The sequence below is a fragment of the Shewanella sp. 8A genome (assembly GCF_023475945.1).
GTDB lineage: Bacteria > Pseudomonadota > Gammaproteobacteria > Enterobacterales > Shewanellaceae > Shewanella > Shewanella xiamenensis.
The window spans coordinates 144,801-160,659 of sequence record NZ_JAMDJP010000004.1 but is presented as its reverse complement, the minus strand read 5'-3'; the positions used below and the strand labels follow the sequence as shown (position 1 = coordinate 160,659).

The 15,859-nt window shown below is 46.5% G+C and carries 14 protein-coding genes; 4 read left to right on the top strand and 10 right to left on the bottom strand.

All coding sequences use genetic code 11. From position 1 onward, the window contains the following. Positions 1-25: 25 nt before the first annotated feature. Entirely contained in the window at positions 26-706 is a 681-nt protein-coding gene (locus M0413_RS04595) for a TIGR00153 family protein (protein WP_037421779.1), read from the bottom strand. 231 nt (positions 707-937) lie between these two features. On the opposite strand from M0413_RS04595, the gene M0413_RS04590 reads away from it, so the two are divergent. Then, positions 938-2,449, top strand: coding sequence for a CYTH domain-containing protein (locus M0413_RS04590; RefSeq protein ID WP_055647748.1), 1,512 nt, complete (start codon positions 938-940; stop codon positions 2,447-2,449). Between the two features lie 52 nt (positions 2,450-2,501). Here M0413_RS04590 and M0413_RS04585 read toward each other — a convergent pair whose 3' ends face one another. From M0413_RS04585 to M0413_RS04550, 8 genes are all read right to left on the bottom strand, one after another. Beyond that, positions 2,502-3,326, bottom strand: a complete 825-nt coding sequence (locus M0413_RS04585) for an ion transporter (RefSeq protein WP_249553297.1) — start codon at positions 3,324-3,326, stop codon at positions 2,502-2,504. Positions 3,327-3,472: 146 nt separating this feature from the next. Beyond that, entirely contained in the window at positions 3,473-3,802 is a 330-nt protein-coding gene (locus M0413_RS04580; protein WP_037421772.1) for a hypothetical protein, read from the bottom strand. Positions 3,803-3,909: 107 nt separating this feature from the next. Next, complete coding sequence (locus M0413_RS04575; RefSeq protein WP_249553296.1) at positions 3,910-4,563, bottom strand: DUF4178 domain-containing protein; 654 nt, start codon at positions 4,561-4,563, stop codon at positions 3,910-3,912. A 147-nt stretch (positions 4,564-4,710) separates the two neighbouring features. Further along, the gene (locus M0413_RS04570) at positions 4,711-5,400 is read right to left on the bottom strand and encodes a PspA/IM30 family protein (protein WP_037421761.1); all 690 of its coding nucleotides are present in this window, start codon (positions 5,398-5,400) and stop codon (positions 4,711-4,713) included. A 12-nt stretch (positions 5,401-5,412) separates the two neighbouring features. Beyond that, positions 5,413-5,826, bottom strand: coding sequence for a YjfI family protein (locus M0413_RS04565; protein WP_007645549.1), 414 nt, complete (start codon positions 5,824-5,826; stop codon positions 5,413-5,415). Between the two features lie 78 nt (positions 5,827-5,904). Further along, the gene (locus tag M0413_RS04560) at positions 5,905-7,629 is read right to left on the bottom strand and encodes a polyamine aminopropyltransferase (RefSeq protein ID WP_249553294.1); all 1,725 of its coding nucleotides are present in this window, start codon (positions 7,627-7,629) and stop codon (positions 5,905-5,907) included. A gap of 4 nt (positions 7,630-7,633) precedes the next feature. Beyond that, positions 7,634-8,533: a DUF350 domain-containing protein gene (locus M0413_RS04555; RefSeq protein WP_218738038.1), complete on the bottom strand. Its 900-nt coding sequence runs from the start codon at positions 8,531-8,533 to the stop codon at positions 7,634-7,636. Positions 8,534-8,548: 15 nt separating this feature from the next. Then, on the bottom strand, positions 8,549-9,538 hold the full coding sequence (locus M0413_RS04550) for a hypothetical protein (protein WP_249553293.1): 990 nt from the start codon (positions 9,536-9,538) through the stop codon (positions 8,549-8,551). Positions 9,539-9,792: 254 nt separating this feature from the next. Between M0413_RS04550 and glnE the strand changes: the two genes are divergently transcribed. Together glnE and M0413_RS04540 are read left to right on the top strand one after the other, a co-directional pair. After that, complete coding sequence (glnE, locus tag M0413_RS04545; protein WP_249553292.1) at positions 9,793-12,657, top strand: bifunctional [glutamate--ammonia ligase]-adenylyl-L-tyrosine phosphorylase/[glutamate--ammonia-ligase] adenylyltransferase; 2,865 nt, start codon at positions 9,793-9,795, stop codon at positions 12,655-12,657. 57 nt (positions 12,658-12,714) lie between these two features. Beyond that, a complete protein-coding gene (locus M0413_RS04540; protein ID WP_069454336.1) occupies positions 12,715-13,686 on the top strand; it encodes a GGDEF domain-containing protein in 972 nt (323 codons plus the stop codon). Positions 13,687-13,732: 46 nt separating this feature from the next. Here the strand turns inward: M0413_RS04540 and M0413_RS04535 are convergent, their stop codons facing one another. After that, positions 13,733-14,692 (bottom strand): sodium-dependent bicarbonate transport family permease, encoded by a 960-nt coding sequence (locus tag M0413_RS04535; RefSeq protein WP_037430249.1) that lies wholly within the window; start codon positions 14,690-14,692, stop codon positions 13,733-13,735. 136 nt (positions 14,693-14,828) lie between these two features. Here M0413_RS04535 and M0413_RS04530 point away from each other — a divergent pair, with 136 nt between their 5' ends. Further along, the gene (locus tag M0413_RS04530; RefSeq protein WP_249553291.1) at positions 14,829-15,821 is read left to right on the top strand and encodes a LysR family transcriptional regulator; all 993 of its coding nucleotides are present in this window, start codon (positions 14,829-14,831) and stop codon (positions 15,819-15,821) included. Positions 15,822-15,859 lie beyond the last annotated feature (38 nt).

The window sequence follows — 15,859 nt, the reverse complement described above, 5'->3', positions numbered from 1 at the left end:
ATTGATACCTTGATAACCTTATTTATTAAACGCGAGCAAGCATAAGCTCAAGACGCGAACCGACGCGTTCGGCCAGATCTGCAAGACCGCCGACCCATTCAATCGTTTTATAGAGGAACATCACATCGACAGGATTCAATTCTGATTCCAATGCGAATAATTGACGACGAAGTTGAATTTGTAAATCGTCAGTATCTTCTTCGATGATATCGAGTTCGTTGATCATTTTGGCCACTAAGTCGACTTCACGACCACGGAAACCTGCTTCGAGCAAATCTTCGAGTTCGTTAATGACTTCTTTTGCAAGACCAACAGCGTCGATACAACGTTGTAAGTATGCGATAAAGGGGACTTGCATGACCTGAGGGATAAGCAATTGACGGCCGATTACACGACCAGAGATATCTTTTGCTTTGTTAGCGATTTTGTCTTGTTGTGTCAGTAGTTCCAATAGATCTGTACGCTCAACAGGCATAAACAAACCGCTTGGCAGAGTGAGGCGAATTTCACGTTTGAGTGAGTCCCCTTGCTTTTCCGCTAAACTAATTTGTTTACGTAGTTGAACTGCAGCATCCCAGTTACCTGTGATGGTGGCTTCGAAAAAGGGGACCAGTAACGATGCGCAATCGTAGACTTTGTCCATGTGCTCTTGAAGAGGCTTAATTGGCGATTTTGCAAACACGCCCAAAATAGAGTTTACTGGCATTGCCGTTTACCTATTTAGATTGTTCCATGATTGGAAAAAGCGGGCGCATGTTACCCTATGCGTCCGCGTATTGAAACTGTGTTTTTTGAGAAAAAATCACAGCTTTATTCTAACGGGTTATATACCAACTTCAAAACCAAATCCTACGGGATTTTTATGACACATTTGTGACATTATGAACTAAAAATGACGCGTGAATGAATATTTGATGACAAAATGAGCGGTGCAGTAATGAATGCTGAGATTGAATTAAAACTGTTTTTCCTACCTAAATTTCTAGAAACCCTGATAAATAAGCTAGATAGCTTAGAAAATGCTGCTCCGCAAGGCACACGTCGTTTAACCAACGGTTACTTTGACACCCCCACATTGCAATTGCGTCAATGGGATATGGGATTGCGGGTTCGTGGCTATGATGGACACAAAGAACAAACCATCAAAACAGCAGGGCAAGTGATTGGAGGGATCCATTCACGCCCCGAATATAATGTCACTATTCAAGCTGATAGCCCTGATTTAAGCCTGTTTCCGGCAAACATTTGGCCCTTAAATGCTAATCTAACCGCTGTACAAACTGAGCTTGGTTGCGTGTTCCATACTGATTTTTATCGCCGAGCTTGGCATGTAACTGTGGGAAATAGCCTAGTGGAGGTCGCCTTAGATACTGGCGAAATTACCGCCAATGGCAAGCACGAGGCGCTCTGTGAACTGGAATTTGAGCTGTTAAGTGGAGATGCTAATGCACTATTAGTATTGGCAACGGAAGTGGCTGATACTGTTCCAGTGCGTTTAGGCAAAGCCAGTAAGGCGCAGCGGGGCTATCGACTCGCGGGGCAATCTAAGCCGTTAGCCTTAAGTGCGCTGGAGTTTTTGCCTCTGCCTGTGCCTGAAGATTTGAATCTACATCAACCCCATCAACAGGATTTAACGGCGACCTGCCAAGTGTTACTTGAAACGGCACTTGAACGTTGGCAGTTGCTTGAGGCGATGATAGCTGATGAACAAGATAACGAAGCTCAGATAGCCCTTTGGTGGCGGATGCGTGCTTGTATTCGTTTATTGCGGATGACTCTGAGCCAGTTTGGTCTCGCTAATGCTACTTTGATGCAGCAATTTAATCTTATTGAATCACAACTAACGTTTATTGAAGAGGCACAGGCCTTAGCAGCCTTGCTCGGTAGTCAAAAAGGCTTATTAACTCGGCACGACGCCCGTCAAGCTTTGATGCAACAACTACAGCTGCAATTTGAAGCCATGGATATCTCCGGGCGGTTAAATTTACTCTGGCAAAGAGTTGAATACGGTCAATTGCAGTTAGCGATTGTCGAGATCCTATTGGCACTCAGCGCGGGGAATATCGAACTGCCCGCAGAGCTTGGATTATCCCACCATGCTGATCATGCTCAGGAAGCCTCATGGCAGGCGATTTTAGCTGCCATGCCTAGCGATAAAACAATGACCGCCGAGGATTATTTGCAGTGTGCCGCGTTGCTGGATGAGAGTATTCAAATAGGGCAAGCGTATGGGCTTTTATATGAGGCAAAATCCCGTGATGCCTTTAGGGCGCCATGGCAGGATTTAGTGTTAGGGATTAGAACCTTAGCCTGTTATCGACAATTAACACTTGCGGCCAAATCGCTTGGTGTCGATTTAACCGATTGGCTTGAGGACAAGCAGCAAAGCTTACTTTTTGCGATGGAGGCATCGAGACAAAACGCGATTGAGCAAACGACCTATTGGTAAACGGCCTGTTGGAATCGCCATATTGAACGAAGCTTAGGAAGGCAGTGCCTTCCTAATTTTTTTTGGCTTCTAATGCTTGTTTTAACTCAGCAATTTTGGCCAGCATCTGTGCCTGATTTTGCTCCATTTGCCGCTGGGTTTCTTCCATTCTAGCAAGCGCTAGTTCAAGTTCTGACTTGATTTCTGCCTTATGGGCATCTTGGCGCTCCTGTCGTTCGCTTTCATCTGGTGCAACAAACACAGAAGCCATATACCCTGAAATTACCCCGAAAAAACTCACACCACTAACGATCACTATGCCACCCACAATATGCCCCGCGGTGCTGACGGGATAAAAGTCGCCGTAACCTACGGTCGAAATGGTCACTAATGCCCACCAAATAGCCTGCTCGGCGGTTTGGATATTGGCGCCTTCAGTGCCGCTTTCGACAATCAAAATGATAATTGAAGCGAAGGTTAAAATGGTCACCATCGCTACCAGCAAACTGGCAAGGGTGGCTTGTTTACGTTGTTTTATCAGTGGGATAAGGAAGGAGCGGCTCATACGGATTAAACGGATCACCCGTAGGATTTGGAAGACCCGTGCAATGCGTAGCGCCTCAATAGCAGGAATACTGGCGATGAAATCGATCCAATGATGGCGTAGGTAAAAGAGTTTATTCCGCGAGCGTAATAGGCCAGCAAAAAAGTTGACCATAAAAATCATGCAAATCGTGGTATCGATGAAAAAGAGTAATCGATAGGTTTCTGTATCGAGACGGCCAAAGGTCATCACTAGCACTATGATCACCGATAGCAGCGATAGCAGCATCATTGCAACTTCGATGGGTGAGGGATTACCAACGGCGCGGAGTGACCAAGAGGTTTTATCTGTCATGCCTAACATGATCCCTGTGTTTTAAGGCGAATGTTTAAGGTAAAAGAGTTTACGCTATGAGTAAATTAACTTTGTGATAAATCGCCCGAGTTAGTCCAGTCAGGCCATTTGACGCCGATTTTTGTGTAGGATTAACGCTGAAATTATTAGTCCTTTGCGACAAAGCGTACGAGATCTTCGAGTACTCTACGTTTAATTTCAAGCTGGGCATCAGCACTTAGGCCGTATTTTTCAGCAAGTTGCACATAATCGTCGGCGTTAAGTGACACGGTTAAACGGGGGCGAGTCGGACGTTTTGAAACACTTAAGCCCAAAATCGTTCTGATCTGATCGGAAGGGCTAACGCCCGCATCGAGCGCCGCTTTACGAATAGAATATTGAAACTTTTCATCGAGGTCGAAAGCCACTTGAGTCGCCTTTGCAGCATCTTGGTTCTTCTGCCATTGCTCTGGAAGAGGGTGTTTCATTTTACTCATTGGGTTTTACCTGTTGCTATCAACCGTATATTGCGAGCCAATTCAATGGGGATTGTAATGGCTTAAGCGATAAAGTGCGAGTCACGCACTTTATCTTTTGCCAAATTTTACTGACCTGGCCAGTAGTCGCGAATGTCCGACAAGGGGCGGTATAAGGTCAGTACCACATCGGTATCGCCACCCTCATACACTTCAACTTCTACTGCGCGGCTTTCGTCATCATCGAGCAGCAAATAATATTCGAAGGGTTCACCGCTGGCGCCATTGGCATCCTGCGGCGGTTTAAGTCCTCGATAATCTTCACGGTGGAAGTAGCCAAAGAGTGCAAAACTCACTTGGTGGTATTGCTTGCCCAACCATTGTTCGAGTTGTTCAGCTATATCTGGCGATAACTCTTGGGTGGTGAGCTCGGCGTGTCCAGGCTCATCGAACAGGGTGCTAAATTGCTCTAGGTCGAATAACTGTTCAACTTGAGCACGGGTAATTTTAAGGGAAAAAGCAAGGTAAGTTTCATCGTCTTCTTCGATGCTTAAAAACAAGGTGTCACTACCATGCCCTTTGAGTACCCATTCGGTTTGTTGTTTACGTTCAAATTCGTAGGTATTAACGGCTTCGACTTTGAGTTGTTGGCCGCGCAATTGTGGTGGCAGTGCAAAACTATTGTCGATGGAGATCATGTCACCGATCTTGAGCGCGGAGGGATGATTGAGTTCACGCGCTGGTGGCGCCTTTTTACCAAAAATACTGTTAAAAAATCCCATATTCGCTCCTAAGCTGTGCGCCAATGTTCTGAACTAACCCCATGAGTTAGCGTAGACTTGGGTGAATGTTGGTTTACCTAAAACAAAAAAGCCGAGCACAATAGGGGGTGATGGTCCCATCAGTGCTCGGCGTTTGGTCAATCTTAATTAGCTTTTACGTGCTTTAATACGTTCGAGCACAGCGTTAGCATTGGATTTTTGCTCACCGATGCCCGCTTCAGCTAACTTAGCCTGCAATGATTTATCACTGCCTTCTTCGGCTAAGGCTTCAGCGGCTTTTAATCTGTCATCAAACTGCTGCTGACGCGCTTTGATACGTTCTAAAGAGTCTTTTGCATTCAGTAGCTTAGAGTTGCTTGATGCAAAAGAGTCGGTAATGGTCGCCGTGGCTTTTTGCACGCTTTCGGTGGTTTTTACCATGCTTAACTGACGTTGATAATCAGACAGTTGACGCTCGGTTTTCTTCACCAAATCTTTTAAGCGTACCGCATGGGCGCTGAAGCTATCATTGGCGGTCTGCTGCTCAGATAGTTCTTGCTCCAATTGGGCAATTTTTTCCGCCACTTCAATCGCTAAGGCTTCATTGCCTTTGTCTAACGCTTGGGCGACATAGCCTTCGTGCTCAGCAATTGAACGCTTTAAGCGGTCAACTTCGCGGCTGGCTTGCATTTCTTTGGCCATGACATCGGTCAGTTCGCGCTTGGCGTTGGTTAAATGTTTCTCGGCATCGCGGATTTCCTGTTCGAAAATACGAGTCGAGTTTGCGTCTACGATGCTTTGGCCTACTTCGGTGGCACCACCGCGAAACGCTGTTAAAATTTTATTCAGAATGCCCATAGTAGTGGCTCCTTATTTCAGATAGTCGACCATTTCATCGATAACTTCTAAGCAGTTATCGGATAAGACTGCTAACTCTTGCTCGATTTCGAGCATGCTAGATTGCAGGGACAGCGCGCCGTAAACCACGTATTTGTCATCAATTTTGGCAAAGGCTGACAATGGCATTGGAATGTTTAATTCGAGCATGGTTTCAAACATTTCGCTGCGACGTTCTTGGTTTACTTCGTTCTCGCCCCATAGGTAGCTGATGCAGAGAATTTGGTTGTCCGTAACCGATACGAATACCGGGATTTCTTCACGGCCGACCACATTCACTTGCAACACTTCGACTTCACCATCAATTGGATAGCAATCGAATTGGAAGCCGGTTTGGCTGTTATTGCCAAGGCTGTTGAGGTGATTTGCAAGAGTATGGATATTCATATTTGTCCTTATTGACATATTATGTCTGTGTTCAAAGATAGCACTAAGACATAATATGTCAAGCACTATCTTTATCCGTTAAAAAAGATCCAGTCCTTGGGTTTCGGACCAAGCCTGTTGATGATAATGGTACAACTGTAATGACCCCAGTTCATTGGGCTTAATATTGGTCGCATCCTGATAAAAATTGGCTGGGAATTCAAAGGCGCCTTTAACTAAACCTAAGGTTAACCAGTCATCTGCAATTGGCAACTCTGTCAGCTGTGCCAAACGATGTTGAGCATCTTTGCCATTTAAGGTGGCGATACTCCAACCCCATTCACCAAAACTAGGGACATTGTGGTGATATTGTTTTACATCAAACCCCGCTAAGGCCAAGGTTTTTGCTACTGAGATAAAGGCCTTTTGTGCGTGATAGGGCGAGGTTGACTGTACAGTCAGAGCACCATCACTGCTCATTAGTTCCTTGAGTTTTCGATAGAAATAATCCGAGTAAAGCTTATTCAGATCTGGATGGCTGGGATCGGGTAAATCCACAATAATCGCATCATATTTATCCCCTTTCGCAATCAGTTTATCTACTCCATTAAAAGCATCATCGTGGATGACCGTTACTCGAGGATCGTTAAACGCATTGCCATTGAGTGATAGCAGGGCTTGGCTTAAACGCGCAGGCATATCAGAATCGGGGGATTTAAACAGTTGCACCAATGCCGCATCAAGGTCGAGTAAGGTCACTTGCTCAGGTTCCCAGCGCAATACTTGTTTTAGGCCCAGCCCATCACCGCCGCCAATGATTAATACCTTGTTATGACGAGCGCTAGCAGCAAGGGTTGGATGAACTAAAAACGCATGGTAAATGTGTTCATCGCTACTCGAAAACTGTAAACGACCATTGATATACAAGGCGTAAATGGGCGAAAGACCATTGCCGCGTAGGCGCTCTGTAAAGGTCAACTGTTGAAAACGCGTTGCCTTGGCATAGACCACCTTATCTTTGTAAAGCAGATTGTTGAACTGTTGCTCCCAGCTTGGCCCTCGAATGGCGAGCAGCAACAATACGCCAGTGACGACTAAGTGGCCCACTAACAGTAATTTCGGTCTTTGGATCTTTGGCCAAAAGCGCCAGATAAATACAAACCCAGCTAACAAGTTAAAGCTGGCGGTGAGTGCTGCGGCCAGTTGTATGTCAATAGCCAGCATAAAGCCGACCCAAATGGCTGCGCCAATGCCCGCGCCAATATAGTCGGCGCCATAAATAGTACCAGCATTATGCAGTAAGTGTTCATCTGACAGAGATTGCCTCACCCTCGCGATCAGCGGGATTTCCATCCCAATCATCAAGCCGAGCAATACGCCCCAAACATAGGGTAGATATTCGCTAAGCTTTTGTAGCGTGCCAATCATCCCACCTTCGGGCAGTTGATCCGGCGGCAAGCCCAAGGTGCTGGCGATGATCATCGGTAGTTGTTGGCCAAAACCTATCACGGCAGCGGTAATTAGAATTGCCAGCGAACCACAGAGCGCGACGGTGAGTTCGAGCACCACAAAGCCAGTGAATGCATCCTTAATTTTACGCGCGGCAAAGGCTCCAAGGCCCATGGAGACGATCATCAGACCGATCATGGTATAGATGGCGGCCTCAAGTGCGCCTAAAATCCGCCCTGCGTAGTGGGATAGCAGATATTCGTAGATAAGACCGCACCCAGCGAGCACGGCCATTATGCCCAGTAATAGGACATCGTCGAACCAGCCTAGGCGGCTAGGTTTAGCCGCCGAAGTGGTTAATTGTGACTCGTGCATTGGATTACGCCATTAGGGCCGTGAGGATAAGTGCGATTGCAATACTGATGGCCATTTCCACGGCTGCGATACCAATATTATGTTGTCTTTCGACTTCATCCGCTAAATTGATACGTGCTAAAACCAGCTTTTTAATCACAAACAACAACAGTGTCAGTACGACTAACATAATGATTGAAAACACCAACCAACCAATGATGTTAGTGACATAGGCCGTTGGATTAAAAAGGATAAAATGACTTGCGGCATTAAAGCTGAGCGCCATAGCGATCATAAATCCGGCGTGGCGAATAGCAACAGCGGTATGGCCTTGAGCGAGTGCCTGTTGCATTGATGAGTCTTGGTTACGACTTGCGAAACGTTTTTCACGTAAGCGGGTGAGTAGCACCAGCATGAGTTGTGAAATCGCAAAGGCGCTAAAGATGGCAATAAAAGTGTCGATTGTTAGATCTTCAGCCCATAACAGCACTGCGCGAATAATGATTGCGGTGGCGATAGCAACACTGGCATCCACAATGGCGACAGACACGTTACCTTTAACAATTTGCTGATTTTTATCGAGTTCATTTAACGCGATTTTATCGTGTAGAAAGCGCCCAAATTTAATCAGTATTAAACCAAATAAACCATAGGCACTCATGCCTATCGCTTCAGTTAAATAGGAGGGCGCTGCAGCACCTGTGATGGCGCCTGTGAGCACTATGCCTAACGCAGCAACTGCGCCAGCAGTGCTGATCCCAAAGGCAAAGTTATCGCGTTCAGCCAGTTCTTTACTGCTGTTGACGCTAACGCTCCATCCTTGTAAATAACGCATTAATGTCAATAGGATAACCGCAATCGTGAGGTCGATTGCGAGTATAGTGATTAGCTCTGGTGTGATACCGAAATCCTGAAATAGTGTCATGGGAGATCCTTTACGTTACTTGCCTCGGCGCACACTGCGGGTCGTGCGGTTGCTGGAATTACGGAAACTGCTGTCTTTAGAATAATTTGAGCGGAATTTACTGCCAGATTGTGCGCTCGACTTATTTGCTGAACTTGAACTCGCCGTATTTGCTTTGGGGGCGCTAGTGCTCTCGCGGGAGAGGGATGTCGCCCCCGTGCGCGATTTTGCATAGGGACTATCGAAGCGTTTTCCTTGCGAATCGAAACGTTTTTTCGTTTCTGCAAAGATTCTAGCTTGAGCTTCTACCTGTTTTGGCGAGGTGTAGCGATATCTGCCAACGTCGTTGTAATAACTATATCCACGGTTACCTGACCAGCGGTCGTAATAGATTGGACGCTGAAAAATATTCGAAAACATCGAATACATGCCGTACCAAGCCCAGAAAGACATGCCACTAGAGTCAGTCTGCCAACTTCCATAGGCTGGGTTACCCACCAGTTGGCTACCAGGACCAAAATTTTCGGCGTTATTGGCTAGGGCCGCCGCTTCACGGCTGATGGCATTGACGCGGGCTAGTTTGCCGTCTGACATGTCCGCTATCACGTTCACCGGATCGGATAGCATGTCGTTATACAGGCTAGGATCGGCTGCTTGATAGAGATTCTCAACCTCGGCTAATTGTTGGTCGAGATCGGTAAAGTTGGCCGAATTTTTGGCATCAGCTAAGCGGCGTTTTAGCGAGGCATACATGGGCCCTTCGGCGGTTGCATCCTTGGCTAATTCATCCACTAATGGCGCCAAATCGGGCTTTTGCTGTTTTAGCAAGCTGCTATATTGCTTGAGCAGATTAGCATTACGCACCTGACTGTCATCAAGCATGGTATTGAGGGTTGTGAGACGCTGCTCTGTGAGTTGTTGATACTTCTCTATTTTCTCCGGCCGATCATCGCCACAACCCGTTAGCGATAAGGTCGCGGCCAAAATGAGCATCGACGTGAGAACACGCATTAGCATTCCTGCCATGTTTTCTCCAAAAGTGCTGAAATAAAACTCAAATATGGGCGGACAATAATAATCAACTTGCCCAATATGTTTGCCTCACAGGTTATAGTACCCTAAACAGCCAAGAAAGAGGGGTTGCTCTCTTGAGGGAACTTAAGTTTTGCCATTTATAGAAACACGCGTTAAGGCATAGCAACTTTGTTAAACCTGATGCGATTTCATTCTATATCATTTGTGACATAATATGTCGATGTTTAAATTTGTTAGGGATTATTATGGCCGTACAAAAAGACAGTAATAAGTCATTGTCTCCCCTCATCACTCAAGCCGCAGAGCGCCATTGGGCACGTCTCGCTGAAGTATGGTCAGAAGGACTGGCAAATTTAACGCCTGCGCAGCAGCAGGAACTAAAAAACGTTTTAGGATTAAGCGATTATATCGCGGTGCAATTAACTCGTTCTCCTGAATGGATCAACACCCTGTTTGCCGATGATTTGCAGCAAGTCGAACGAAAATTGTTTGATGCCCAGTTACGCGAGCTATTAACCAGCGCCACTACCGAAGACATGGCAAAACGCCTATTGCGTCGATTCCGTAATTATCAAATGGTGCGGTTAGCATGGCGAGACTTTTTAGATTACGCCAGCTTAGAGGAGTCTTTGCTCGATCTTTCTGCGCTCGCAGAGGCGTTAGTTATTGGCGCAAGGGATTGGCTTTATAAAGAGATGTGCGCGCAATACGGGACACCAATGGATAAGGCGGGTAATCCTCAACCGCTGTTAATTTTGGGTATGGGAAAACTCGGTGGCCGAGAGTTGAACTTCTCTTCTGATATCGATCTGATTTTTACTTTCCCAGAACATGGTGAAACAGTTGGTGGTCGTCGTAGTCTTGATAATCAACAGTTTTTCATCCGAATGGGACAGAGGCTCGTTAATTTACTCGACCAAATTACCGTTGATGGTTTTGTATTCCGCGTCGATATGCGCCTGCGCCCTTATGGCGAGAGCGGGCCTTTAGTGGTGAGCTTTAGTGGTCTTGAGGATTATTACCAAGAGCAAGGGCGTGATTGGGAGCGCTATGCCATGGTTAAAGCCCGCTCGCTCGGGCCTTGGAATCATTTTTCCGACGAGCTACACAGTTTGTTGCGCCCCTTTGTTTATCGCCGTTATATCGATTTTTCGGCGATTGAATCCCTGCGCAAAATGAAACAACTTATCGCTCAAGAAGTCCGCCGTCGTCAGTTAACCGACAATATTAAGCTCGGTGCGGGAGGGATTCGTGAGGTGGAGTTCGTTGTACAAAGCTTCCAGTTGATCCGTGGTGGTCGTGAACCCTCGCTGCGCCAGCAAAGTCTGTTTGGTGCTATGGGCACCCTTTATAGCCTTGGGCAGTTTGAATATCTGGCGGTCGATGAGCTAAAACACAGTTATTTATTGCTCCGCCGTGTCGAGAATCTTTTGCAAGCGATTGATGATAAACAAACGCAAACCTTGCCGAATAATCCTCTCGATTGGGAGAGACTTTGTTATGTGCTCGAGATAGCTAATGAAACTGATCTTCGTATCCATATCGAGGCGGCGATGGCGAAAATTCATCGTCACTTTAAGGCTACCGTTGGCGGCGAAGAAGGCGAGGAAAAAGCTGAGCATTGGACTGCGCAGTTGTGGAACGTGCAGCAGGATGATCACGCAATCAACTTGTTAGCTGAGCAGCAGATTGATGATGAAAAACTCTGGCCTTTACTGAGTCGTTGGCGTGAAACCGTGACGAAACGCTCGATTGGCCCGCGTGGACGTGAAACTCTCGATAAATTAATGCCAAGGTTGCTCGACGAGTTGCTTAATCAACCTAGCCCGTCGGCGGCTTTTGAGCCCGTGTCTAAAGTGCTTGAGCAAATTTTAACGCGTACCACCTACCTTGAGTTACTGTGCGAAAACCCCGGCGCCCGTCAGCAACTGGTGAGTCTGTGCTGCGCAAGTCCTTGGATTGCGGTGCAACTTGCAAAGTTTCCTATGCTGCTTGATGAGCTTATCGACCCAGCGCATCTATACGATACAACTTCGCTGGATGATTATCCGAGTGAACTGCGCCAGTATCTGCTGCGGGTACCAGAGGATGATATGGAGCAGCAAATGGAGGCACTGCGTCAATTTAAGTTATCGCAACAACTTAAAATTGCCGCCGCCGATGTCACCGGTGTATTGCCTGTGATGCAGGTGAGTGACCATTTAACTTTTTTGGCTGAAGCCATTATCGAACAAGTTGTGATGCAGGCATGGCAGCAGATAGCGGTGCGCCATGGCGTACCGAGTTATCTAGCGGAAAGCAGTGATACGGGCTTTGCGGTGATTGGTTACGGCAAGTTAGGGGGTATTGAGCTGGGCTATGGCTCAGATTTAGATTTGGTTTTTCTGTATGAAGCACCGGAAAATATGAGCAATAGCCTAACCAATGGTGATAGACCGATTGAAGTCGGTCATTTTTACCTTAAACTTGCTCAACGTATTCTGCACTTATTTTCGACTCGAACGACCTCGGGTGAGCTGTATGAAGTGGATATGCGCCTGCGTCCTTCGGGGGCATCGGGTCTTATGGTGAGTGAGATCGCCCGCTTTAGTGAATATCAAACCCAAGAGGCGTGGACGTGGGAACATCAAGCGTTAGTGCGTTCACGTTTTGTTTTTGGTGATAATAGCTTGGCTGTCAAGTTTAGCCAAATCCGCGCTTCAGTCTTAGAGCAGCCAAGGGACAAAGACGAGCTTAAAAAAGCGGTTCGTGAGATGCGGCAGAAGATGCGCGACCATTTGCTTAAGGTTGCCGAAGGTGAGTTTGATTTAAAACAGAGTCCTGGCGGGATTGCGGATATTGAGTTTATTGCACAATACTTAGTGCTCGCCAATGCTCATGAGTACCCTGAGTTGTCAATTTGGTCAGATAATGTGCGTATCTTCGGCGTGTTGGCTGAGCTTGAGCTCTTGCCACTGATGAGCGCTCAACATTTAACCCAAAGTTATTGCTGGTTAAGGGATGAAAATCATCGTCTAACCCTACAGCAAAAATCAGGGAAGTTGGCTTACGCCGATGTAGCTGCTCATGCGGAGCGGATACTCGCCATTTATCAGACGATACTTGAGTAAGTAAAAACAAGTGAATCAAGTAGTGAGTCGATGCTTGATATAGAGTTGGAGCGAGCTATGCAATTACCTCCTATCCCAGAGAATGAGTTGCAACGTTTAGCCACCTTAAGGGCATTGAATATACTCGATACCGATGCCGAGGAAAGATTTGACAGGATCACTCGGCTGACTCGGCGGATCTTTGCTCTGCCGATTTGCGTGGTGACCTTAGTTGATGCAAATCGTCAATGGTTTAAATCCCGGCAAGGATTAGCGGTGACTGAGACATCAAGGGATGTGTCGTTTTGCGCCCACGCCATTAATCACGATGGTATTTTTATCGTTAACGATGCCTTAACGGATCCCCGTTTTCACGATAATCCTTTAGTCACTCAGTCTCCCCATATTCGTTTTTATGCTGGTTATCCTTTGACTATTCATAGCGAATATCGGGTGGGGACGTTGTGCTTAATTGATAATGAGCCGAGGGAATTTAGCGATGATGATATCGAAACCTTAACGGATTTGGGGCAGATGGTTGAGGCTGAGTTGTTGTCTATTGCACAGAATACTTTAGATCCTTTAACGATGATTTCTAATCGGAGAGGATTTGAACTCCTTGCTTATCAATCTCTTGCTAGTTGTCGACGCATGGATTCTCAGGCAGCGTTAGTCTTTTTTGATCTGGATTTTTTTAAAGAGGTCAATGACCGTTTTGGCCATCGCAAGGGCGATCAGGTACTTTATGATTTTGCCCATATTTTAATGGCGGCATTTCGAGAATCCGATGTAATCGCGAGATTAGGTGGCGATGAGTTTGTGGTGCTATTAAGTTTAGTGCAGCCCGATACCGTTGGCTTTGCCATCAAACGATTTCAATTATTACTTGACCAATATAATCAACAACATCCACAGCAAAACCCCTTAAAAACCAGCATAGGTATCGCCCATTGGTCGCCTGATTCGGATATCAATCTTGAGGATTTACTCGATGCTGCCGATAGGGCAATGTATCAAGATAAAGCCGAACATCATTCAAATAACCCTTAATGGCGGATATAAAAAGGGAGACCTGAGTCTCCCTTATGACAAATTGTTATCCGGTAATTTGCATTATCCAGTGTTGGTACAAGGGTAAACCGATTAACACGTTCACCGGAAAGGTAATCCCGAGGGATGCTAACATAGCGAGTCCGATATTCGCTTCGGGAATGGCGGCTCGTATGGCGGCGGGTGCGGCAATATAAGAGGCACTGGCACTTAAACCTGCAAGCACTAAGATGCTTCCGGCCGGTAACTCGAGCCATAACCCCACTCCAATCCCACACCATGCCAAGACAAAAGGTGTGACGGCGGCAAACACTAATAAGCGCCACTGCTGCAATGGGAGTGGTAAACAGACTTTCGCTGTGACTAATCCCATCTCCAGTAAAAACAAGGCCAGTAGCGTTTTAAAACCACCTAGTAATACAGGACTAATGGGTGCAAGCCCTGTCGGACCATAAAGCCAACCGATGACGACTCCACCCACTAGGAGTATTACGCCGCGGCTGGTCAAGGCCTCATGCAGTATGCTCGATTGCTGAGTATTAGGCACTGTAGCTTCTAGCGGCTGTTTAGCGCTTAAATATCGGTGTAACCAGAGCATAACCACAATCGCTGGGAGTTCGAGTAACACCAAATATAAGGTGGTTTCCGGTCTTAATATCATCCCTGATTTTTCCACCATGGCGATAACAACGGCAAATGTGCCTGCGCTGACCGATCCATAATGGGCTGCAATACTAATGGCATCCGTGCGTCCGAGCCGAACTAAGCGCGTGAGCACAGGGTAAAGTACTAATGGGATGATCAAACCCAGTGCAACAACAGCAACGAGTTCAGTGATCACTAAGTGTTGAGTATGACCATGCAGTGCCATTCCGCCCTTTAACCCTAAGGTCAGCATTAACAAAATAGACAGGGTTTCGTAAATGGCGGGTGGCACTTTAAGGTCGGATTTGACTAAGCCTGCGAGCAAACCTAAGGCGAAAAATGCAATGACAATATCTGGCATAAGTATCTCATTAATAAAGGCATTAATATTTTAAGGCTATCATTTTATTTGAAAACCATTGAACGCTGGAGATTCTGAACCTAATTCGATATATTGAAAAATAAATTATTTGCTAATTAGGTATAGATAATTATCTATGGATAAATCTTCTCAAGGTCAATTAAAACTACGGCATTTGAGTTTTCGGTTACTTGAGGTTTATGTGCAGGTGGTTCGATTGGGCAATATTTCGGCTGCGGCTCGCACCCTGCACCTTACTCAGCCCACAGTGTCACTGCAACTTAAAAAGTTAGCGGATATTTTGGGTGAACCTTTGCTGAACAGTATTGATGGCCGTATGTCGCCAACCTTAATAGGGCAAGAGCTTTACCTAGCCGCCTGCGACACATTGAGCCGCTTTGAAGATTTCGATGCCTTTATCCAGCAAGCCAGAGGTGGCAGCATTGGCCATATCAATATCGGTTTAGTGACTACGGCAAAATATGTGGTACCACGGATTTTAGGGGCGTTTTATCGGCAATTTCCGCAGGTCAAAGTGACCTTAAATATCGGTAACCGCGCGCATATTTTGGGACGATTTGAGCGCCAAGAAGATGATTTATATCTCTTCAGTCATCCACCCAGTGGTGAGCAAGTATTATCGGCGAGGATCATTAAAAATCCGCTGCAGCTTATCGCGCCTAAGGATCATTGGGCGGTTGGCCGTCAACAAGTTCGCTTTAGTGAATTGAAGCAAGAGCGTTTTATTATCCGCGAGCCCGGCTCGGCAACTCGCCTGATGTTTGAATCTTGGTGTAGCGCTCAAGGGATCGCCTTGAGTGAAACGATGCAAATTGAGAGTAATGAAGCGATCCGCTTGAGCGTGGCATCAGGCTTAGGCTTATCGGTTATTTCAGCGCACACTTTGCAGGAAGGGCGTGAAAAACCCGCAATCTTGTCAGTGAACGGATTTCCACTGGAGAGTAATTGGTATCTTGTTGGCCGTCGGGACAAGCGTTTGCCCTATGCCGCAATGCAGCTTGTGGCGTTTATGGCGGCCCATCTTGCTGAGTATATCGAACCAGAGTGGGTTGCGGCGGATATTCAGCAGTTAAGTGCTATCTTTGCGCCTGAAAGTTTGTCTCGGTAAAGGGTTACGGCAGTGGTTAACCGCTGCCGCTTCTTCGG

Coding starts and splice junctions, on each gene's coding strand:
- M0413_RS04595 (WP_037421779.1), bottom strand. CDS start 706: ATGCCAGTAAACTCTATTTTGGGCGTGTTTGCAAAATCGCCAATTAAG.
- M0413_RS04590 (WP_055647748.1), top strand. CDS start 938: ATGAATGCTGAGATTGAATTAAAACTGTTTTTCCTACCTAAATTTCTA.
- M0413_RS04585 (WP_249553297.1), bottom strand. CDS start 3,326: ATGACAGATAAAACCTCTTGGTCACTCCGCGCCGTTGGTAATCCCTCA.
- M0413_RS04580 (WP_037421772.1), bottom strand. CDS start 3,802: ATGAGTAAAATGAAACACCCTCTTCCAGAGCAATGGCAGAAGAACCAA.
- M0413_RS04575 (WP_249553296.1), bottom strand. CDS start 4,563: ATGGGATTTTTTAACAGTATTTTTGGTAAAAAGGCGCCACCAGCGCGT.
- M0413_RS04570 (WP_037421761.1), bottom strand. CDS start 5,400: ATGGGCATTCTGAATAAAATTTTAACAGCGTTTCGCGGTGGTGCCACC.
- M0413_RS04565 (WP_007645549.1), bottom strand. CDS start 5,826: ATGAATATCCATACTCTTGCAAATCACCTCAACAGCCTTGGCAATAAC.
- M0413_RS04560 (WP_249553294.1), bottom strand. CDS start 7,629: ATGCACGAGTCACAATTAACCACTTCGGCGGCTAAACCTAGCCGCCTA.
- M0413_RS04555 (WP_218738038.1), bottom strand. CDS start 8,533: ATGACACTATTTCAGGATTTCGGTATCACACCAGAGCTAATCACTATA.
- M0413_RS04550 (WP_249553293.1), bottom strand. CDS start 9,538: ATGGCAGGAATGCTAATGCGTGTTCTCACGTCGATGCTCATTTTGGCC.
- glnE (WP_249553292.1), top strand. CDS start 9,793: ATGGCCGTACAAAAAGACAGTAATAAGTCATTGTCTCCCCTCATCACT.
- M0413_RS04540 (WP_069454336.1), top strand. CDS start 12,715: ATGCAATTACCTCCTATCCCAGAGAATGAGTTGCAACGTTTAGCCACC.
- M0413_RS04535 (WP_037430249.1), bottom strand. CDS start 14,692: ATGCCAGATATTGTCATTGCATTTTTCGCCTTAGGTTTGCTCGCAGGC.
- M0413_RS04530 (WP_249553291.1), top strand. CDS start 14,829: ATGGATAAATCTTCTCAAGGTCAATTAAAACTACGGCATTTGAGTTTT.